This window comes from Nonomuraea sp. CA-143628, assembly GCF_050942315.1.
In the GTDB taxonomy this organism is placed as follows: domain Bacteria; phylum Actinomycetota; class Actinomycetes; order Streptosporangiales; family Streptosporangiaceae; genus Nonomuraea.
This window is the reverse complement of record NZ_CP192072.1, coordinates 4,663,671-4,683,945: the sequence shown is the minus strand read 5'-3', so window position 1 is coordinate 4,683,945 and position 20,275 is coordinate 4,663,671. Positions and strand designations below refer to the sequence as shown.

Annotated in this window: 17 protein-coding genes, 4 tRNA genes, 1 pseudogene and 1 riboswitch; of the genes and pseudogenes, 10 read left to right on the top strand and 12 right to left on the bottom strand. The window is 68.5% G+C overall.

The genetic code is table 11. The annotated features are described in order from the left end of the window. Nucleotides 1-359: 359 nt before the first annotated feature. Entirely contained in the window at nucleotides 360-1,031 is a 672-nt protein-coding gene (locus ACQP2T_RS21595) for a DNA alkylation repair protein (RefSeq protein ID WP_433517905.1), read from the top strand. Nucleotides 1,032-1,144: 113 nt separating this feature from the next. Here the strand turns inward: ACQP2T_RS21595 and ACQP2T_RS21590 are convergent, their stop codons facing one another. Beyond that, complete coding sequence (locus ACQP2T_RS21590; protein WP_433517904.1) at nucleotides 1,145-1,696, bottom strand: CGNR zinc finger domain-containing protein; 552 nt, start codon at nucleotides 1,694-1,696, stop codon at nucleotides 1,145-1,147. 85 nt (nucleotides 1,697-1,781) lie between these two features. On the opposite strand from ACQP2T_RS21590, the gene ACQP2T_RS21585 reads away from it, so the two are divergent. Further along, the gene (locus ACQP2T_RS21585) at nucleotides 1,782-2,654 is read left to right on the top strand and encodes a DMT family transporter (RefSeq protein WP_433517903.1); all 873 of its coding nucleotides are present in this window, start codon (nucleotides 1,782-1,784) and stop codon (nucleotides 2,652-2,654) included. A 3-nt stretch (nucleotides 2,655-2,657) separates the two neighbouring features. Here the strand turns inward: ACQP2T_RS21585 and ACQP2T_RS21580 are convergent, their stop codons facing one another. From ACQP2T_RS21580 to ACQP2T_RS21540, 9 genes are all read right to left on the bottom strand, one after another. Beyond that, nucleotides 2,658-3,737, bottom strand: coding sequence for a mechanosensitive ion channel family protein (locus tag ACQP2T_RS21580; RefSeq protein ID WP_433517902.1), 1,080 nt, complete (start codon nucleotides 3,735-3,737; stop codon nucleotides 2,658-2,660). A gap of 17 nt (nucleotides 3,738-3,754) precedes the next feature. Further along, complete coding sequence (locus tag ACQP2T_RS21575) at nucleotides 3,755-4,750, bottom strand: ribonucleotide-diphosphate reductase subunit beta (RefSeq protein ID WP_433517901.1); 996 nt, start codon at nucleotides 4,748-4,750, stop codon at nucleotides 3,755-3,757. A 26-nt stretch (nucleotides 4,751-4,776) separates the two neighbouring features. After that, on the bottom strand, nucleotides 4,777-6,984 hold the full coding sequence (locus ACQP2T_RS21570) for a ribonucleoside-diphosphate reductase subunit alpha (RefSeq protein ID WP_433517900.1): 2,208 nt from the start codon (nucleotides 6,982-6,984) through the stop codon (nucleotides 4,777-4,779). A 127-nt stretch (nucleotides 6,985-7,111) separates the two neighbouring features. Further along, nucleotides 7,112-7,305: riboswitch (cobalamin riboswitch) on the bottom strand. Nucleotides 7,306-7,309: 4 nt separating this feature from the next. Continuing rightward, nucleotides 7,310-8,275 (bottom strand): tripartite tricarboxylate transporter substrate-binding protein, encoded by a 966-nt coding sequence (locus ACQP2T_RS21565; protein ID WP_433517899.1) that lies wholly within the window; start codon nucleotides 8,273-8,275, stop codon nucleotides 7,310-7,312. A gap of 105 nt (nucleotides 8,276-8,380) precedes the next feature. Beyond that, a complete protein-coding gene (locus tag ACQP2T_RS21560) occupies nucleotides 8,381-9,109 on the bottom strand; it encodes an SAM-dependent methyltransferase (protein WP_433517898.1) in 729 nt (242 codons plus the stop codon). A gap of 112 nt (nucleotides 9,110-9,221) precedes the next feature. After that, nucleotides 9,222-11,042 carry a glutamine--fructose-6-phosphate transaminase (isomerizing) gene (gene glmS / locus ACQP2T_RS21555; protein WP_433517897.1) on the bottom strand — a complete coding sequence of 607 codons (1,821 nt, stop codon included), beginning with the start codon at nucleotides 11,040-11,042 and terminating at the stop codon, nucleotides 9,222-9,224. Between the two features lie 48 nt (nucleotides 11,043-11,090). Next, nucleotides 11,091-11,366: a hypothetical protein gene (locus ACQP2T_RS21550; protein WP_433517896.1), complete on the bottom strand. Its 276-nt coding sequence runs from the start codon at nucleotides 11,364-11,366 to the stop codon at nucleotides 11,091-11,093. Between the two features lie 68 nt (nucleotides 11,367-11,434). Then, nucleotides 11,435-12,175: an ABC transporter permease gene (locus ACQP2T_RS21545; RefSeq protein WP_433517895.1), complete on the bottom strand. Its 741-nt coding sequence runs from the start codon at nucleotides 12,173-12,175 to the stop codon at nucleotides 11,435-11,437. Nucleotides 12,176-12,506: 331 nt separating this feature from the next. After that, entirely contained in the window at nucleotides 12,507-13,313 is an 807-nt protein-coding gene (locus ACQP2T_RS21540) for an ABC transporter ATP-binding protein (protein ID WP_433517894.1), read from the bottom strand. A 57-nt stretch (nucleotides 13,314-13,370) separates the two neighbouring features. Here ACQP2T_RS21540 and ACQP2T_RS21535 point away from each other — a divergent pair, with 57 nt between their 5' ends. From ACQP2T_RS21535 to ACQP2T_RS21510, 6 genes are all read left to right on the top strand, one after another. Next, complete coding sequence (locus ACQP2T_RS21535; protein ID WP_433517893.1) at nucleotides 13,371-13,985, top strand: TetR/AcrR family transcriptional regulator; 615 nt, start codon at nucleotides 13,371-13,373, stop codon at nucleotides 13,983-13,985. A 74-nt stretch (nucleotides 13,986-14,059) separates the two neighbouring features. Continuing rightward, a complete protein-coding gene (locus tag ACQP2T_RS21530) occupies nucleotides 14,060-16,597 on the top strand; it encodes an N-acetylmuramoyl-L-alanine amidase (RefSeq protein WP_433517892.1) in 2,538 nt (845 codons plus the stop codon). A 133-nt stretch (nucleotides 16,598-16,730) separates the two neighbouring features. Next, nucleotides 16,731-16,802: transfer RNA gene (locus tag ACQP2T_RS21525), tRNA-Gly, on the top strand. 16 nt (nucleotides 16,803-16,818) lie between these two features. After that, a tRNA-Cys gene (locus tag ACQP2T_RS21520) sits at nucleotides 16,819-16,889 on the top strand. 55 nt (nucleotides 16,890-16,944) lie between these two features. Continuing rightward, nucleotides 16,945-17,016, top strand: a tRNA-Gly gene (locus ACQP2T_RS21515). A 22-nt stretch (nucleotides 17,017-17,038) separates the two neighbouring features. Beyond that, nucleotides 17,039-17,113: transfer RNA gene (locus tag ACQP2T_RS21510), tRNA-Val, on the top strand. A 645-nt stretch (nucleotides 17,114-17,758) separates the two neighbouring features. On the opposite strand, the gene tnpA is transcribed toward ACQP2T_RS21510, so the two are convergent. Continuing rightward, a complete protein-coding gene (gene tnpA / locus ACQP2T_RS21505) occupies nucleotides 17,759-18,175 on the bottom strand; it encodes an IS200/IS605 family transposase (protein ID WP_433517891.1) in 417 nt (138 codons plus the stop codon). Nucleotides 18,176-18,195: 20 nt separating this feature from the next. Here tnpA and ACQP2T_RS21500 point away from each other — a divergent pair, with 20 nt between their 5' ends. Then, a complete protein-coding gene (locus tag ACQP2T_RS21500) occupies nucleotides 18,196-18,441 on the top strand; it encodes a hypothetical protein (protein WP_433517890.1) in 246 nt (81 codons plus the stop codon). A gap of 52 nt (nucleotides 18,442-18,493) precedes the next feature. Beyond that, nucleotides 18,494-19,459 (top strand): annotated as a pseudogene (locus tag ACQP2T_RS21495) (RNA-guided endonuclease InsQ/TnpB family protein); the annotation flags it as partial. A 46-nt stretch (nucleotides 19,460-19,505) separates the two neighbouring features. Here the strand turns inward: ACQP2T_RS21495 and ACQP2T_RS21490 are convergent. Beyond that, complete coding sequence (locus tag ACQP2T_RS21490) at nucleotides 19,506-20,111, bottom strand: lysostaphin resistance A-like protein (protein ID WP_433517889.1); 606 nt, start codon at nucleotides 20,109-20,111, stop codon at nucleotides 19,506-19,508. Nucleotides 20,112-20,275 lie beyond the last annotated feature (164 nt).

Here is a 20,275-nt window from a genome sequence, read left to right as displayed (position 1 = left end):
GGAACGAGAGGTGACGTGAGTGACTCTCCGTCGAGCCTCGAATGGTTCACCGTAGACAGGATCCCGAAAAGCGGACCGGACCGCGAGCTCGGCTTCAGTCGTGCGGTCGCCTGCTCAGTACCAGGTCCAGTCGCTGGAACTCAGCGCGGCCAGGATCTCACCGTCGTGGGTTCGCAGGTCGAGAAAGCGGAAGCGTCGCAGGTTCTGCTGCTGTCCCGTGGAATGGGTCTCCATCCCGCCGCCCACACCCCCTCAGAACACAGCCTCACCACAAACCACAGACGTGTCCTGACATCTCAGCAGGTTCGACAGGTTCCGCGTCTAGGCTGAATCTCGCACGTGACCGACAGGAGGCTGAGGTGGCCGAGACGACGCTGGGCGAGGTGATGGCCGAGCTGGCCGGGTTGGAGGACCCGAAGGCGCGCGAGGTGAACGGGAGGCACGGTGACGATCACGGTGTGAATCTCGGCAAACTGCGCGCGCTCGCCAAGCGGCTGAAGACGCAGCAGGAACTCGCGCGCCGGCTCTGGGAGACGGATGACACCGCAGCGAAACTGCTGGCGATCCTGATCTGCCGCCCGAAAGCGTTCGAGCGTGACGAACTGGACGGCATGTTGCGCAAGGCGCGCACACCCAAGGTGCACGACTGGCTCGTGAACTACGTGGTGAAGAAGAACCCGCACGCCGAAGAGCTGCGCCTGGCCTGGTCCGACGATCCGGACCCGGCGGCCGCGAGCGCCGGCTGGGCGCTGACCGCCGAACGCGTGGCGAAGCAACCCGGGGGACTCGACCTCGCGGGACTGCTCGACATCATCGAGGCAGAGATGAAAGACGCCCCGGATCGCCTGCAGTGGGCGATGAACGCCTGCCTGGCGCAGATCGGGATCGAGCACGCCGAGCACCGCGCCCGTGCGATCGACATCGGTGAGCGTCTTGCGGTACTCAAGGACTACCCCACTTCCCCAGGCTGCACGTCTCCGTTCGCACCCATCTGGATCAACGAGATGGTGGGCCGGCGGCACGAAAAGTAGGGAGGGCTCGCAACGACCGACGGGGTTCTGCGCGGGGCCGGGCTCGGGGCGGTGCTCACAGTGGCCACCGTCACCGCGTGGCGCCCTCAGACGCCACTGACCGGCCGCACGGGTCACGCCCGCTGCCGGGCGCGGAAGCCCGCCGCCTTGGCGCGGTTGCCGCACTCGTGCATGTCGCACCAGCGCCGCGACGACCCGCGCGAGGTGTCGACGTACAGGCGGGTGCACACCTCTCCCCCGCATTCCTTGATCTGTACAGCCCGCGGCCCGCCGAGCAGCTGGACCGCCTCCCTGGCGACCGTGGAGAGGGCGGCGGCGAGATCCCCCGAACTCTCGACCCGCCCGGCGTCGTTCAGCAGCACGGACGCCGGCGGCCCGGCGGCGACCCGGTTGACCAGCAGCCGATCGTCCGCGGCCATAGCCCCGCCGAGCCGGTCAACGGCGTCCCCCACCGCCAGCCGGTAGATGGCCTCCCGCAACGTCTTCCCCGCCACGAGATCGTCGGCCCCGACCGCCGGCGGCACGTCGAGAATGCCCGCCTCGACCGTCCACCGCGCCAGGTCCGCCGGCTCGCGCAGCAGGTCGCGCCGGTCGGCCCGGCGGTGTTGCAGGGTGCCCGCCAGGTCGAGCCCCAGATTGCCGCTGATGAAGGTGAAGCTCGTCACACCTACATAGTAACCAGGTTGACAGGTTATGCGAGGGCGCGGAACAGTGACATAACCGGACTAAGGGGTTATGAAGGGCGGGGCCGTGGCGGTCAGTGTTATGGAGGCCAGGAGCAAGGCGCCGGCCCTCATGCCGTCCCTGTTCGTGGTGATGTGGAGCAGCGCCTTCATCGCGGGGGTGATCGGCGTGGAGTCGGCGCCGCCGTTGCTGCTGACGTTCGCCAGGTTCGCGCTGGCGGGGCTGTCGCTCGGCGCGTTCGCGCTGGCCGTACGGGCCCCGTGGCCGCGCGGCCGGCGACTGGCGCACGTGGTGGTCTCCGGGATCCTGGTCCAGGCGGTGCAGTTCGGCGCGTTCTACTCCGCGATCGGCCTGCATGTGCCCGCCGCGGTCGTGGCATTGGTCCAGGGTCTCAACCCGGTGGTGATCGCGCTGGTGGCAGGACGGCTACTGGGCGAGCGGATCAGCCCGCGCCAGTGGGTGGGCTTCGGGCTCGGCGCGGCCGGAGTGGGGCTGGCGGTGGCGGACCGGTTGAGCTTCTCCCTGGCCGGGGTGGCGTTCTGCGTGGTCGGGCTGCTGGGGTTGAGCCTGGGCACGATCTACCAGAAGCGGTTCGCCGCGGACATGGACGTGCGGACGGGCACCGCGACGCAGTTCCTGGTCGGCGCGCCGCTGGTGGGGCTGGCCTCGCTGGTGTTCGAGACGCCTCGGGTGACGGACTGGGGCGCCTTCTCCGGCGCCGTGGGCTGGCTGGTGCTGGTCAACTCGATCGGCGCGTTCCTGCTGCTCAACACCATGCTGAAGAACGCGCCCGCGAGCCGGGTGAGCACGATGTTCTTCCTCACCCCGTCGGTCACCGCGGTGATGGCCTGGCTCCTCGTCGGGCAGTCCCTGCATCCGCTGGCGGTCGCGGGCCTGCTGGTCGGCGGCGCCGGAGTGCTGCTGGCCAACCGGCGGTGAACGTCAGGCCGGCTTGGCGCTGGCCCATGGCACCCCGGCGCGCGTCTCAGGGGTCTCGATGCGGAAGCGGGGCAGGGACTCGGGGAAGTTCTCCCTGATGTAGGTCACGAGATGTTCGCGTACGTCGCACTTGAGGTCCCAGGCGGAGGGCGAGTCGGCGGCGCTCATCAGCGCCCGCAGCTCGACCAGCCCGTTCGGCAGCACGTCGGTGACCTGGAGCGTCCAGTCCTTCTGATCCCACAGCGGGCTCTCCTGGATGAACCGGTAGAGCTCTTCGCGCAGCTTGGGGATCGGTATCGACCAGTCGACGCGCAGGAACACCACGGCGAGGACCTGGCTGCCGTGCCTGGTCCAGTTCTCGAACGGATTCTGGGTGAAGTAGGACACGGGCAGGACCAGACGCCGCTCGTCCCACAGGCGTACCACCACATAGGTGAGCGTGAGCTCCTCGATCCTGCCCCACTCGTCGTTGACCACGACCACGTCGTCGAGGCGGAGCGCGTCGCTGAAGGCGAGCTGGAGCCCGGCCAGCATGTTGCCGATGGTCGGCTGGGCGGCGATACCGACGATGGCGCCGGCGATGCCCGCCGAGGCGAGCAGCCCGGCGCCCAGGGCACGGACCTGCGGGAAGGAGAAGAGCATGGTGCCGATCGCCAGCACGACGATGGTCACGGCGGCGACGCGGCGGACCAGCCCGATCTGGGTCATGATCCGCCGTGCCCGGCGATTGCGCTCCCCCTGGACGAGCACCAGCCGGTCCAGGACGACGTCCGTGAGGGCATAGCTGGCCTGGACGATCAGCCAGGTGACGCAGGCGATGGTGACCAGGCCGAGCACGCGGTCGATCGTGCCGCCGAGCTCGCGTTGGCGGACGCTCTCGCCGATCATCCCCGGCGAGAACACCAGGTTGGTCGCCACCACGACCCCTACCGAGAACGCCGCCCAGGTGCAGTGCTCCACCAGGTGCCGGGCGAGCGCCCACTTGCGGCCCGCCCTGACCAGCAGCCTCCTGACCACCTCCACCACGAGAATGGCGCCCGCCACCGAGATGGCGAGAATGAGCCAGTCGGTCGGCGACTGCACGTCATGCCCCCAATGTCCTAAAAGGTCTCGTCAAATGTCACATTGCCCTCAACAGCCACTTGGTATGCGGAGACACGCCGTTCGAAGAAGTTGGCGAGTTCCTGGACGTCCTGCAGCTCCATGAACCCGAACGGGTTGGCCGTGCCGTATCTCTGCGGCAGCCCGAGCCGAGCCAGCCGCTGGTCGGCGACATATTGAAGGTAGTCGCGCATCTGCTCGACGCTCATGCCGGGCATGCCGTCGCCGCACAGATCGCGGGCGAAGGCCAACTCGGCGGCGACGGCCTCCTCGATCATGCGGGTGACCTGCTCCCCCAGCTTGTCGTCGAACAGCTCGGGCTCCTCGGCCCGCACGGTGTCGACGACGCTGAAGGCGAACTCCATGTGCATGGACTCGTCGCGGAACACCCAGTTGGTGCCGGTGGCCAGCCCGCCGAGCAGGCCCCGAGACCGGAACCAGTATACGTAGGCGAACGCTCCGTAGAAGAAGAGCCCTTCGATGCAGGCGGCGAAGCAGATCAGGTTGAGCAGGAACTGCCGCCGCTCGTCCGCGTTCTCCAGCCGCCGCAGGCCGTTGATCGAGTCGATCCACCGGAAGCAGAACTCCGCCTTGTCCCTGATGGACGGAATGTGCTCGACGGCGGCGAACGCCTTGACCCGTTCCTCCAGGTCAGGCAGGTACGTGTCGAGCAGCGTCAGGTAGAACTGCACGTGCACGGCCTCCTCGAACAGCTGCCTGCTGAGGTACAGGCGCGCTTCGGGGGCGTTGACGTGCTGATAGAGGTTGAGCACGAGGTTGTTGGCCACGATGGAGTCGCCGGTGGCGAAGAAGGCGACCAGCCGGTTGATCAGGTGGCGCTCCTGCGGCGTCATCCTGGCCAGGTCGGCGAGGTCGGAGTGCAGGTCCACCTCCTCGACGGTCCAGGTGTTGCGGATCGCGGCGCGATAGCGCTCATAGAAGTCCGGGTAACGCATGGGACGCAGGGTCAGGTCCATGCCGGGGTCGAGCAGCATTTGGGGGTCTCCGTTCGAGGGGGCTACTACTGGCAGGCTTCGCAGGTTTCCGGGTTCTCCAGGGAGCAGGCGACGGCGTCGAGCGCGATCGTGCTCTGGGCGATCGTCGTCTGGGCGATCCGGGTGGCCGGGCGCGAGCGCAGGTAGTAGGTGGTCTTCAGGCCTTGCTTCCAGGCATAGGCGTACATCGACGACAGCTTGCCGATCGTCGGGCTGGCCATGAACAGGTTGAGCGACTGCGACTGGTCGATGTACGGCTGACGGGCCGCGGCCAGGTCGATGAGCGCCTTCTGCGGCAGCTCCCAGGCCGTGCGGTACAAGGTCTTGAGGTCATCGGGGATGCCCGCGATGTCCTGGACCGAGCCGTCCGCCCGCTTGATGTCGTCACGCATCCGCTGCGTCCACAGCCCGCGAGCCTGGAGGTCGGCCACCAGGTAGCGGTTGACCTGGAGGAACTCCCCCGACAGCGTCTCGCGCTTGAACACGTTGGACACCTGCGGCTCGATGCACTCGTAGCACCCGGCGATGGAGGCGATGGTCGCGGTCGGGGCGATGGCGACCATCAGCGAGTTGCGCAGCCCGGTCGTGGCGATCTTCGCGTGCAGCTCGGCCCAGCGCGGCGACGCGGCGGCGTCGTAGTGGTCGGGGTGCAGGACGCCGCCGGCCGCCCTGGTCTCCTCGTACGACGGATGCCGGCCGCGCTCGACGGCCAGGTCGGCGGAGGTGTCGTAGGCGGCCAGGGCGATCTCCTCGGCGACGCGGGTCGACAGCCCCAGCGCCTCGGGCGAGTCGAACGGCAGCCGGAGCGCGAAGAAGACGTCGGCCAGGCCCATCACGCCGAGCCCGATCGGCCGCCAGCGCTTGTTGGCCGCCTCCGCCTCGGCGGTCGGGTAGAAGCCCAGGTCGATGGTCCGGTCCAGGAAGCGCACCGCCGTACGGACGGTCGTGCGCAGCCGGGCCCAGTCGACGCCCTCGCCGGTCAGGTGGGCGGCGAGGTTGATCGAGCCGAGGTTGCACACCGCCGTCTCGCCGTCGCTGGTGACCTCGAGGATCTCGGTGCACAGGTTGGACAGGTGGATGACGTTCTCGGGCCGGGCCGTCTGGTTGGAGGTGCGGTTGGCGGCGTCCTTGAACGTCATCCAGCCGTTGCCGGTCTGGGCGAGGGTGCGCATCATCCGGCCGTAGAGGGTCCGGGCGGGCAGCTGCCGGGTGTAGCGGCCGTCGGCCTCGTAGGCGCGGTAGGCGCGGGTGAACGCCTCCCCGTACAGGTCGGTGAGGTCGGGGACCTCCTTGGGGTCGAACAGCGACCAGACCTCGTCGGCCTCCACCCGCCGCATGAACTCGTCCGGCACCCAGTTGGCCAGGTTGAGGTTGTGCGTACGCCGGGCCTCCTCGCCGGTGTTGTCGCGCAGTTCCAGGAACTCCTCGACGTCGGCGTGCCAGGTCTCCAGGTAGACGCAGGCCGCGCCCTTGCGGCGCCCGCCCTGGTTGACGGCGGCGACGGAGGAGTCGAGCGTACGCAGCCAGGGCACGATGCCGTTGGAGTGCCCGTTGGTGCCCTTGATGAGGGATCCGCGCGAGCGCACCCGGGTCCAAGCGATGCCGATGCCCCCGGCGTACTTCGACAGCCTGGCCACCTGCCCGTAGCGGTCGTAGATCGACTCCAGCTCGTCACGCGGCGAGTCGAGCAGGAAGCACGACGACAGCTGCGGGCGGCGCGAACCGGAGTTGAACAGCGTCGGCGAGCTCGGCAGGTACGACAGCGTGGACATGAGACCGTACAGCTCGGCGGCCTCGGCGACCGTCTCCGACAGCCCGCAGGCCACGCGGAGCAGGAAGTGCTGCGGCCGTTCGAGCACCGTCCGCGACTGCGGGTGCCGCAGCAGGTAGCGGTCGTAGACCGTACGCAAGCCGAAATACTCGAAGCGGTCGTCCGCCTCGCCGGAGACGAGCGCGTCGAGCTCGGCGGCGTGCGCGCCGACGAAGGCGGCGAGCGAGTCCTGGAGCAGCCCGGCGGCGTGGCTGGCGGCGATGGACTCGGAGAAGGTCCGCACGCCGTGCCCGGCCGCCTCGTCGGCGATCTCCTCGGCCAGGAGCCGGGCGGCGATCCGGGAGTTGGCCGGATCGGTGATCACTCGTGCGGCGGCCTCCTCGATCGCCAGCCGCCTGTCGACGGTGGTCGGCTGCCGATCGACCGTGGCCGGCTGGTGATCGGCCTCAATGATCTGCGTCACGTGCTCTCTCCTCGCGAGCTCATCCCCGTGAGGGCGCGTGAGAGCACGGCGGCCCTGGACTCCATGGCCGCCGACGCCCCCGGCCCTCCCTCGAGGCCATGGACACTTCGATGGGCGGAGCCGGCTGGCTCCCCCAACGTCACCGGCAGGTCTTCGGGCTCGCGGGCATGGTCGATAATTCCTACTGGCCGTCGCTTCCCGGAAATGCCCAGTGCTCGTGACGGCGGTCGTTCCCGCTCACCGCTGCGGGGCAGCCCCGGAATCGCACCGGGTTCCCTTTTGCTCCGCCCCGAGGGGCGAACCAGCGACGAGCAGAATCCTACATCTAGTGGCCCTTGGCGCAACTACCCCAGCATGTTGTGTCAGCGGTATCGAGCATGCCGAGATCGCGGAGCACGGCCCTGGTCCTGCCGATCTCCGAGGCCAGCCACTGTTCGAAGTCGTCGCCGCTGAGCGGGATCGAGGTCCATCCCTCCGCCCGGCAGGCCGCCCGCCAGGCGGCGGACTCCGTGACCTCGTCGCAGAGCCGGATGGCGACGGCCTTGCCGTCGTCGGACATCTCCTCGGGCCCCACGGCCGCGCACCAGTCGGCGAAGTCGACCCGCACGCCGCACTCCAGCAGGCTCGGCGCGTCGACGCCGTCCACCCGGCGCGCGCTGGAGACGGCCAGCACCCTGACCTGGCCCTTGCCGATGGCGTGGCGCCAGTCCGCGAGCGTGCCGGTCGCCGCGGCGGCCTTGCCGCCGAGGAGCGCGGCCGCGGCCTCCTCGCTGCCGGGAAAACCGGTGTAGTCGACCTGCCGGGTGTCGGCGCCAAGACCCTTGGCGATCAGCCCGAACAGCAGGTGGTCGGGCTCGCCCTGCGGTCCGCCCGTCAGCGGCGTGCGGTCGGGGTGGGCGACCAGTTGCGCGCCGAACTGGTCGAAGGTGGCGAACTTGGAGTGGGCGGGCACCACCACCACCTCGATCTGGCCGGTGAGCCGGGCCAGCGGCGTGGCGGTGTCGAGCAGCGACAGCCCGTTGTTGAGCTCGGTCGCGGCCAGCGCGGGCAGCCCGGTGACGGTGATCCGGGTGACGGGCGGCGTGCCGGAGACCGGGAAACCGGCGTCGCGGGCGGTTTTGACGAGCGCCTTGGCGACCCGGGCCCAGCGCCCGGCGCCGGGGACGATCGCGAACCGGCCCGAGAGGCCGGCCGCGTTGACGGCGCGTCCGCCGAGACTCCCCTCCGTGCCACATCCTGTCGCGCAGGCCGCCACCGCCAGGCCGAGCGCGAAGAACCCCCGTCGGCGCATGGCGTCCCCCCCTCGCACCCCATAACTACCCCAGGTCACTGACGCTTAACGCACTGTTACACATCTGGGTCGTCATTATGAGGGATCACGAAAAGTCGGGAAGAACTATGAAGTTTTCTCGCCCACACCGACGAGCAGGTACGACGGCAGCGAGGGCTCGCTGACCAGCCTGGGCCGGTCGGGACGCCAGTCGGGGGCGTGCACCAGGCCCGGCTCGACCAGCTCGAAGTCCCCGAAGAACGCCCGAATCTCCCTTGGAGTCCGGTCGGTACCGGCCCCGGCCGAGGTGGGCCGGTGGAGCGGCGTGGCGCCCTCGTCGAACCGTCCCCGCGAGGTCGCGTGGGTGAGCACCAGGTAGCTGCCGGGCGCCACCGCCTCGCGCAGCCTGGTCACCATCTTGCCCGGGTCGCGGGCGTCCGGGATGAAGTGCAGGATCGAGACCAGCAGCACGCCCACCGGCTCGTTCAGGTCCAGGAAGCGGGCCGCCTGCGCCAGCACCTCGTCGGGGTCGAGCAGATCGGCCTGGACGAAGACGGCCCGGCCCGCCTCCTCCAGCAGCGCCCTGGCGTGGGTGGCGACGACCGGGTCGCGATCGACGTAGACGACTTTCGCCTCCGGCGCCACCTCGTGCACGTTGCCCTGGGTCGGCAGCCCGCTGCCCAGATCGAGGAACTGGCGCACGCCCGCGTCCGCCAGGTGGCGGACCGCGCGCTGGAGGAAGGCCCGGTTGGCACGCGCCAGCAGGACGGCTTGCGGGATCAGCGCCGCAAGCCGGTCGATCGCCTCGCGGTCGACGGCGTAGTTGTCTGTGCCGCCGAGCATGTAATCGTACATTCGTGCGAGATTTGGCGTCTGACCATGAAACTCGGGCACAGTTTCGATCTTAAGTCCTGCCGGTCCGCTTATCACGGGCTATGTGCCTATTGTGGCCGCCGTGTCGTAGCAGTTACTCGACTGTAACGCTCTTAGCCAAATTGCGTGGCTTATCCACATCGCGCTCGAGCGCCACGGCGGCGTGGTAGGCCAGCAGCTGCAGCGGGATCGTGAGCAGGATCGGGTCCAGCTCGATCTCGTTCTTCGGCACCACGATGACGTCGTCGGCCAGCTTGGCGTCGGGCTCGCGGTGGCCCACCATGAGCACCTTGCCGCCGCGGGCGCGGATCTCGCCGAGGGTGGTGAGGTTCTTGTCGAGCAGTTCGTCGTCGGGGACGATCGCCACCGTCGGCATCTCCGGGCCGATGAGGGCGAGCGGCCCGTGCTTGAGCTCGCTGGCCGGATAGGCCTCGGCGTGGACGTACGAGATCTCCTTGAGCTTCTGCGCGCCTTCGCGGGCCACGGGATAACCGCGGACCCGGCCGACGAACATCATGCTCGGGTAGTTCGCGTACTTCTTCGCCAGCTCGGCGATCTTGTCGCCCTGCGTCAGGATCTCCTCGATCTGGCCGGGCAGCCTGCGCAGGCCCTCGCAGACGCGGCGGCCGTCGGCGGGCGAGAGGTCGTGCACCCGGCCGAAGTGCAGCGCGAGCAGCGCGAACGCCAGCGACGTCGAGGTGAACGCCTTGGTCGAGGCGACCGAGACCTCGGGCCCGGCGTGCAGGTAGACGCCGCCGTCGACCTCGCGGGCGATGGCGCTGCCGACCGCGTTGACGATGCCGATGACCCGGCCACCCTTGCGCTTGAGCTCCTGTACGGCCGCGAGCGTGTCGTAGGTCTCGCCCGACTGGCTGATCGCGACGTAGAGCGTGTCGGGGTCGACGACCGGGTTGCGGTAGCGGAACTCGCTGGCCGGCTCGGCGTCGGCCGGGATACGGGCCAGCTCCTCGATGAGCTGCGCGCCGATCTGGCCGGAGTAGTAGGCCGAGCCGCAGCCGATGATCTTCACCCGGCGGAAGGAGCGGGTCTCGCGGGCGTCCATGTTCAGGCCGCCCAGGTGCGCGATGTGGAAGCGCTCGTCGAGGCGGCCGCTCATGGTGCGCGAGACCGTGTCGGGCTGCTCGGAGATCTCCTTGAGCAGGTAGTGCTCGTAGCCGCCGGTGTCGTAGTGCCCAGCGTCCCAGTCGACGGTCAGCGGCTCCTTGGCGGTCTCGCGCGCGTCGCTGGCGAAGGTGTGGAACCCGTCGGCCTTGAGCACGGCCAGCTCGCCGTCCTCCAGGTGCACGACCTGGCGGGTGTAGCGGACGAGCGCGGCCACGTCGGAGGCGGCGAACATCTCCTTCTCGCCGATGCCGAGCACGATCGGGCTGCCGTTGCGGGCCACGACCACCTCGCCGGGGCGCTCACTGTCGACGACCGCGATGCCGTACGTGCCGACGATGCTCTTGAGCGCCTTGCGTACGGCCTCCTCCAGCGTGTCGGTCTCCTCGACCGTGCGGGCGATCAGGTGCGCGAGCACCTCGGTGTCGGTCTCGGAGACGAACTCCGCTCCGTCGGCGGTCAGCTTGGCGCGCAGTTCGTCGGCGTTCTCGATGATGCCGTTGTGCACGACCGCGATCCGCTCGTCGGACGACAGGTGCGGGTGCGCGTTGACGTCGCTGGGCACGCCGTGCGTGGCCCACCGCGTGTGACCGATGCCGAGGGCGCCCTTGAACCTGGGGGGTACGACCTTCGCCAGGTCGGCGACCCGGCCTTTGACCTTGCGTACCTTGAGCCCCTTGTTGGACACGACGACGCCGGCCGAGTCATAGCCTCGGTACTCCAGCCGTTGCAGCCCCTCCAGCAGGATGGGCGCCGCATCCTTCGACCCGACATAGGCCACGATTCCGCACATACGACGCTCTCCTCTGCTTTTGGAGCTTTTCTTAGCTTTTGTCCGCTTTTATCCGTACACGATCCTGCGCAGTTGCCGGAGCGACAGCTCCGGCGGCACCACCCGGCGCCCGCGCAGTTCCGCGGCGACCCTGGGGAAGATCTCGTCGTTGGTCAGACCGCGAGACTTCAGCTCCCCGTGACGCCGCCGTACGAAGTCCTCGACCGGCTCGGAGAAGTACGACAGCACGTCGGCCACCACGCGCGCCGCCTCACCGGGACCCAGACCACTGGTCCTGACGAGGTGGGCGACGAGGTCTTCGTAGGGATGCCGTGCCAGGGACACAGACGAGGACACTACGCAGCTGGGATGCGACACGCTAATATTCTGCCCGAAATCGGGCAGGATATTAGCTAAAGCACGGCCGACCGACCCCATCCCTTACCGAGACGGCGGCAGGCGAAGGCTCCGGCCGCCGCACCGAGGGCGATGAGGACGGCCGCGGGACCCACCGTGGCGGCCACGTCACCGCGCACGGCGGCCTGCAGCATGGTCGTCGCCCAGTAGCCCGGGGAGGCGGGCGCGATGGTCTGCGCCCATGACGGCATCAGCGCGTACGGCACCAGCGCCCCGCCCAGCGCGCTGACCGACAGGGCGCCGATGTTGCAGAGCGTGCTGAGCTCGCCATGGCTCCGTACCACCGCGGCGAGCGCCGTACCCACACCGAGGAGGGCGAAGCACCACGCGGCGACGGCCAGCCCGAGCGGCCAGAGCGGCCCCGTGGGCCGCATGCCCACCGCGAAGACGCCGTAGACCAGCAGAACGACCTGCTGGACGGCCAGAATGGCGAAGACCGGCAGGGTCTTGCCGATGATCAGCTCAGGCATGCGCGCCCGAGTCGCCCTGATCCGGTCCCAGGTGTGCCAGACGCGCTCGGTCAGCACGGCGGTCGCCACATCGGCCATGGACAGCACCGAGAACATCACCAGCAGCCCGGTCACCACCTGCGCGGGCCGGCCGAGCATGGACTTGAAGACCAGCATGAGCACCATCGGCATCACCAGGTAGCTGACCAGGTGAGCGGGGTCGCGCCTGCGCAGCAGCACGTTGTGCCCGACCAGCACCGCGATGCGATGGAGCGAGTCACGCGACATGGGCCGACTCCGTTCTTTCCTCTCCCCGAAGGGGGAATCGCCAGACAAACCCCTGCCACAACGGACCGTTTTCGCCCTTCCCCCCGATGGACCCCAGCCACGACGGGCCGCCTTCGCCTCCCCGGACCGTTTTCGCCCCTCCCCCGAAGGGGGGTTCCCTCCCCCGAAACCTCAATCACCATCCCCCCGAAAGGCCATCCCTCCCCCGAGACCTCAAGCACCTGCCCCCCGAAGGGGGGCTTCTCCCCGGGGACCTCAGCCACGACGGCCCGTCACAAAGATCAAGACGGTCGTGTGACCAAACACCCGGGAAACCATCACGGTCCCCGCATCACGCGACATGGGACAACTCCTTGTAGAGGTCATCGAGCGACGGCTGCCGGATGTCGATGCCGCGTACCGGCCGGTCCAGGCCACGCAGCAACTCGGCGAGCGTCGCCGTCGGGTCGGCCGTGGTGACGGCCAGCTCCTCGTCGTTGTCGAGAACCACCCGCACCTCACCCGGCAGGCCCTTGAGCAACTCCTCGCCGGTGCCTCTGGCGATCACCCTGCCGCTCTTGGCGACCGCGATCGTGGCGGCCAACTCGGTCAGTTCGGGCAGGTAGTGGGTGGCGTACACGACCGTGGCGCCGTTCTCGGCCCGGCGGCGGACGGCCGCGAGAAGGGCGGCTCGCGTCTCGGGGTCGGCGCCCACGGTCGGCTCGTCGAGCAGCAGGACGGCGGGGTCGGCGACCAGCGCGGTGGCGGCCTGGGTGCGGCGCTGCTGACCGCCGGACAGGACGCTCACCCGCCGGTCCAGCTCGTTCGTCAGCAGCATCTCCTCGGCGATCCGGTCGATGGCCTGCTTGAGCGCCTGGCGGCGGAGCCCGGCCAGGCCGCCGAAGAAACGCAGGGTCTCGCGGACGGTGACGCTCGGGTAGAGCGCGAGCTGCTGCGGCGCGACACCCACTTGGCCGTCGATCACCACATTTCCCGACTCGGGAGTGATGAGACCCGAGGCGATCTCGAAGAAGGTCGTCTTGCCGGCGCCGTTGTGCCCGACCAGCCCCGCGACCTCTCCCGGCACCACCTCCAGGCAGAAACCGTCCAGCGCGGCCACCTCATTGAAGCGCTTGACGAGTCCCGTCGCCTTGAGCATGCCTCCCACCCCTTCCCGGTCTACCTTGTAGACTGCTCTACACCGTAGACTGAGACGGTGCGGAAACTCAAGACCGAGCGGCAACCGGAGATCCTCGACGCCGCCCTCGCGATCGCCGACGAACGCGGACTCGACGCCCTGACCATGCGAGCGGTCGCCGAACGCATCGGCCTGACGCCCATGGCCCTTTACGGATATTTCCGCAACAAGGATGAGTTGCTGGACGGGCTCGTCGGGCGCCTGCTCACGACCCTCCCGGAGGGCCTGCCTGGAGAGTCGTGGGACCAGCGGCTGAGCGCGTTCGCCTGGGCCACCAGGAGGCTGGCCCGGGAGCATCCCAGCGTCTTCCCGCTGCTGTTCGCCCGGCCTTCGGTCACGCCCGACGCGGTGCGGGTGGTGGACTGGATCTACCAGGCACTGATCGACGCGGGGGTGCCCGACGCCGAGGTGCCGCGGATCGAGCGCATGGTCAGTACGTTCGTGCTCGGCTTCGCGACGTCCGAGGCGAACGGGCGCTTCTCGGCGGCCGGTCATGACGTCCGGTCACGCCGGGCCCGGGGCGACTTCCCTGCCCATCAGCGACTGATGCCCTACCTCGACGCGCCGGCCGACCTTGACGCGGAATTCGCCGCCGACCTCGCAGACCTCGTCCGCGTCATCCGCCCCGCCTGACCCATCTCTTTCGGCGACATGGTTACGCTCGGTGTTTTCACCGTCGCGTTCTGTTTCGCCGTGTGGGGGTCCTCATGTTGCTGTGGGTCGTCGTCGGTCTCACCGCGTCCACCGTCGCCATGCCCGGACTGCCCGAGCTACCGGACCTGCCGGACATGGGCGGCGTGGGGCATCGGGCTGACGTGAGCCGCCAGGGCGACTTCACGGCGGCGGCGCGGGAGTTCGGGGTGCCGGAGAGCGTGCTGCTGGGCGTGTCGTACCTGGAGTCCAGATGGAACGCGAACAGCGGAGCACCCAGCGTGGCCGGCGGCTACGGCCCCATGCACCTCGTGGACACACCGGCCAAAAGTGGCGGCAGGCAGGTCATGAATCCGCCTGCCGTAGCTGGAGACACCCACCTCGTGGACGCACCGGCAGAGCCTGGAAGCAGCCACCTCGTAGACACGCCGGGCGCGCCTGGAGACAGCCACCTCATGGACGCGCTGGCCAAGCCTGGAGGCAGGCACCTTGTGGAGGCGTCGGGCATACCTGGAAGCGTGCATGACGGGGTGTCCGCCGCGCGGGAGGCGACGCTGCGGCTCGCGGAGCGCCTCACCGGGCTGGCGCCCGCGCGGCTGCGCGCCGATCCCGCCGCCAACATCCGTGGCGGTGCCGCCCTGCTGGCGTCCTACCAGCGACGCTCCAGCGCGAACCCCGCCGACTGGTACGACGCGGTCGCCCGCTACTCGGGCGCGCACGACCCGAACGCGGCCCGCGCCTTCGCCGACGAGGTGTTCGCGGTGATCCGCGCGGGCGCCGCCCACCGCACCGACGACGGCCAGTCCGTACGACTGACGGCCATCCCCTCCCTCCGCCCACCGAAGACAGCTGGAGGCTCCTCGGCGTCATCCGAAATCACCGACGCCAACTACCCGCCCCCACTCCCGCTCCCAGCCCCATTCCTAACCCCGACGCCGACCCCGGCCCCGACCTCGACACCAGCCCCGGCCCCGGCCCTGACCCCGGCCACGACCGACGTGGCACAACCCCAGCCCCACGTGGCACAACCTGTGGCCCATCAGGCACAACCTGCGGCGCCAGAAGACCAACCGCCGAAACCCGGAACCGACACCAGCCATCCAACACTCTCGGCCCCGCAGACAAACCCACACACAAACGCGGCGGACGTCGAATGCCCCGCCTCGCTGGCCTGCGAGTGGATGCCCGCCGCCTACAAACGCACCGGCAAGGGCGACTACGGCAACCACGACACCCTGAACGAGCCGAGACGCATCGACTACATCGTGATCCACGACACCGAGGGCACCTACGCAGGCGTCCCGTCGATGGTGAACGACCCGGAATACGTGAGCTGGCACTACACGATCCGCTCCAGCGACGGACATGTCGCCCAGCATGTACGCACAAAGGACATCGCCTGGCATGCGGGCAACTGGGATATCAACTCCCGCTCGATCGGCATCGAACACGAGGGCTACCTGGCCAGCGGCGGCACCTGGTACACGGAGGCGATGTACCGTTCGTCAGCCAAACTGGTGAAATATCTGGCCGCCAAACACCACATCCCCCTCGACCGCGCCCACATCCTCGGCCACGACAACGTCCCGGGCCCGAGCCCCGAAACGCTCCCGTCCATGCACGAGGACCCGGGACCGTACTGGGACTGGGCACACTATTTCGACCTGATGGGCAGCCCACTCAGAAAGGCCAAGAAGGGCACGTCGATCATCATCCGCCCCACGTATGGCACCAACCAACCGCATTTCACCGGCTGCACCGCCAAGCCCACCACCCCCACCGAGACCACCGGGGACACCCAGGACGCCGAGGACACCGAGCCCGCAGCGCCTGCTAACCCCACCGAACCAGCCAAGTCGTCCAAGCCCACGGAACCTGCCAAGTCCACCAAGCCCACCGCGCCGGGTAAATCCGCCAAAACCACCAAATCAGCAAAAACCACCGGGCCCTGCCCCCCGCACGGCGCCTCAGCGGTCTTTCTGCGAACAGAGCCGCGCGAGGACGCCCCCCTCGTGGACGACATCGGCAAACGCGTCGGCAAGCCCAGCACGTACAGCGTCTACGACCACAGCGCCCGCGCCTCGACCGGCCAGCGGTACGCGGTGGCGGCCCGGAAGGGCGACTGGACGGCCATCTGGTACCTGGGCAGCAAGGCGTGGTTCTACAACCCCGCCACCGCCCCCACCGCGATCCCGGCGCGAGGCCCGCTCGTCACCCCCCGCAGAGAACACGTCAAGGTGTACGGCCGCGCATACCCCGAAAAGTCCGCCTACCGCGGTGCCGTCGCCTACCAGCTCTCAACCCCGCTCGGCTACGTCATGCACCCCGGCCAGTACTACTCGCTCGGCCTCACGCTGCCCGGCTCCTACCACGCGACGAACTCCTTCAACCCGGCCAACCACGTCACCGTCACGGGCAAGGACCGCTACCACCAGATCCAGTTCGGCCACCGCGTCATGTTCGTCATGGCCAAGGACGTCCGCGTGACCCACCGAACCCCACCCATCCACGTGACCCACCGAACCCCACCCGCCCGCGTAGCCCACCGGCCCTCACCCGCCCATGCGACTCGCCGAACTCCTCCCACCACATAACCACCAGAGCTCAACCCACCAAACTCCACCCGTCACGTGACCCGCTGAATCTCGCCCCCACACCCGCTCACCGCACACGGGCACTCCCCGAAGGCGATATGGTTTTCCCGTGGCCGGTCATCACCGGAAACACGCGGAAGTGGCTCAGTGGTAGAGCATCACCTTGCCAAGGTGAGGGTCGCGGGTTCGAATCCCGTCTTCCGCTCGGAGTTCAATCTCCTGGTGGAGTGGCCGAGAGGCGAGGCAGCGGCCTGCAAAGCCGTCTACACGGGTTCAAATCCCGTCTCCACCTCGGTCAGCTGGACAGCGGACCCTCCCGGGTCCGCTAAAGTTAAGTGTGGCAACACGCGGAAGTGGCTCAGTGGTAGAGCATCACCTTGCCAAGGTGAGGGTCGCGGGTTCGAATCCCGTCTTCCGCTCGGAGTTCAAGTAACTCGATAAGGACGATTAGCTCAGCGGGAGAGCGCTTCCCTGACACGGAAGAGGTCACTGGTTCAATCCCAGTATCGTCCACCACACTCCTGTTTCATCAGGTCCGACCTGATCAAACGGGGATTACAGCCCCAGCTCGCGGCACATGGCCGAGAGTCTGGGGCTTCTTGTCACTCCGGGTTGATCACGGCTGGCGTCAGCACCACTGCTGACATCGCGTTGCTGGTCACGCAAGAGAGTTGCCGGTCACCCAAGAGAGTTGCGGGTCACGCAAGAGAGCTGCCGGTCACGCAGGAGACTCGATCGCGGACTTGACGCTGATCGCCTAGGAGTTCAGGCGCCCGCAAGGAGTCGCACGCTGGCCGCCGCCGGGCCGGACGACGTAGGCGCGCACGCCGCGCGGCGACACCCGTCCGCGGTGAGTCGCCAACCGCTGGGACATCCACGATCGCGTTCCATCCGTACGCCGGGCCGATGCCGGCCGACCGGTGGAACGAGGACCTGATCCACGAGTGCTCCTGCGGGAGCATGCGGATGGGCGGATCGCCGAAGTCCGGGGAGTGGCCGTCCGCCTCCCGGCGGAGCACCCTGACCGCCCCTCGCCCGGTCCGGGCGCTACCGGATTTGTCCGTAGTGCTCCGGCCTTCAGGCCCGGGGGTGAAGCGGACTCTCCCGCGTAGCGGGGCAGGAACAGCCGTTTCGCCGCCGGGCGGACCGGCGTTGTCGTGGTCAGACCGGGCGGTTTTGCTGCTCGATGTACTGGCGCACGATCGACAACGGAGCGCCCCCCACGCTCCCCGCGAAGTACGAGCCGGACCACAGCTTGTTGGCTCGGTAGTAGTGGGCGGCCAGGTCGGGGAACTCTTGGCGCATCCGCCGGGACGCCACCCCCTTCAGTGAGTTGACCAGCTTGGACAGGGCGACCTTGGGCGGGAAGGTGACCAGCAGGTGGACGTGGTTGTCTTCGCCGTTGAACTCGGCCAGTCCGGTTTCGAAGTCCGCGCACACGTCCCGCATGATCTCTTCCATGCGGGTCAGATGGGTGTCGGTGAACACCCGGTGCCGGAATTTGGTCACGAAAACCAAGTGAGCGTGCAGCAGGAAAACACAGTGTCTGCCGGTCCTTATGTCGCTGTATTCGGCCATAACCCCTGAGCGGGCGGGAGTTGGTCAAACGGCAGCGCGGGCATAAAGCCCGCCTGGAGCTGACCTGCGACCAGTCCGCGCTCCTGGACGAGCAGGCGTCCGCCGCGATCACCATAGGGAACTGCCTGCACGCCTACTGGACGCATTTCCCCGGCAGAAAGCCGACCCTGGCCCAGGCCGATCAGGCGATCCGCCAAGCCCGCACGGATTTTCCGTTCCTGGCGGCCCTGCCCGCCCAGGCCGCCCAGGCCGTCCTGAAAACGTAATCGGCAGGCGTGGGAGAACTTCTTCAACCCCGACCACCCTGCCAAGCGGCCCACCTTCAAGTCCAAGAAGAACCGGCCTCGATTGGCGGTCGACGTGCCGCAGGTCCGCAACATGCGGATCGTCCGCCTGTCGGCCACGTGGGGACAGCTCACCCTCCCGATGGTGGGCCGGGCCCGGTTCCAGTGGACCAAAGACCTGCCCGGCGTCGGAAAGACCTCCCCCGCGGGGAAGGTGACCAGAGCCCGCCTGGTCAAGGACGCGTTCGGGTGGAGCATCGTGTTCCGCACCGAAACTCTGGTCCAACCCGCTGCCCCGCACCAGGGCGGGCAGGTCGGGATCGACCGGGGCATCACGGTCGCGTTGGCCCTGTCCGATGGGACCATGCGCGAGCACGGCCCCTGGCTCACCGACCGCGAGGCCGGACACCTACGCCGCCTGGAGAAGAAGTCGGCCCGTCAGCGCGCGGCCCGGCCCAAGAAGACCCGCCCCTCGGGACGCGAACAGCGCACCTACGACCAGATCGCCCGGCTCCGCGCGAAAGCCAAGCGCGGAGCCGTCGACTGGCAGCACCAGACCACCACCGAACTCGCCGACACCTTCGCTGTGATCAAGGTGGAGAAACCCGCCATCCTCAACATGGCCAAATCCGCCAAGGGCACGGTCGAGGCCCCTGGCAAGAACGTCGCCCAAAAAGCGGGCCGCAACCGGTCGATCAGCGGCCAGGCGTGGGGCCGGACCGTCACCCTGCTCGCATACAAGAGCGCTGAGCGGGGCGGGCAGGTCGTGAAGGTTCCCGCGCCGGGTACCTCACAGACCTGCCACCGGTGCGGGCACCGCGACCCGGCCAGCCGCAACGGCACCGTGTTGGCCTGCGTTAATCCCGTGTGCGGGTGGGTCGGCCATGCCGACACCAACGCCGCGATCAACATCAACAACGCCGCAGGGCTTGCGGTGTCAGGACGTGGAGACCTCAGGCTCACCCGGTCTGCGAAGCGTCAACCCCCGCACGCCGCTTAACCGCGACGCGACGGGAGAACCCCCGGCCCTCAGGCCGGGGAGGAGGTCAAAACGGTACGAGGTTCAGCAGCAGGGCGATGACACCGCCCGTCGACGTGAGCAAAGTGGTGCCGGGGTGCATCCCGATCGACAGCCGCAGATCCTTCTTGCGCCAGACGAGCCAAACCCCCGGGAGCATGAAGACCACTCTGGACAGAACCCCCCAGGGCGCCCAGAAGTGGTACAGCGAGAACAGAGCGGCGTTGACCAACGGTGTCCATCTGCCCAGCCAGGAGAGGCGGGGCATCAGGAAGCCGCGGAAGTAGAGCTCTTCGATGACCGGGAACGCCAGTCCGGTCAGCGGAATGCACGACGCCAGCGAGACGATGACGGCGGTGCGTGAGTACCCGGTGAAGTATCCGGTGACGCTACCGGCGCCTTCGAATGGGACCCACGTGAACAGCCACTGGTAGATGAAGTTGTCCACCGGTATCAACGCGAACGACAGCACCACCATCTGCGCGATCAAGGCGGCGACGATGGCGACCAGCTTCCCGCGTGGCATCGGCTTGTCCAGGTAGCCCACCACTCCGCGCAGCGATAATCGGCCGTTGCGCCGGCGGCCCAGCCACAGCAGCAGGCCGAGCTGGACCGGCGCCAGAGCCACGCACATGGCTAGCGCCCAGCCCAGGAACGGCGGATAGCCGACGGCTTTGACGAGCGGTCCGGTGACGAGCAGCTAGACGGCGACGATCAAAACTCCGGGGACGAGGTGGAGCACGATGGACAGCGGCAGGGAGTGGCGCTCGCCCAGCAGCCGCTCAACCATCCGGTTCG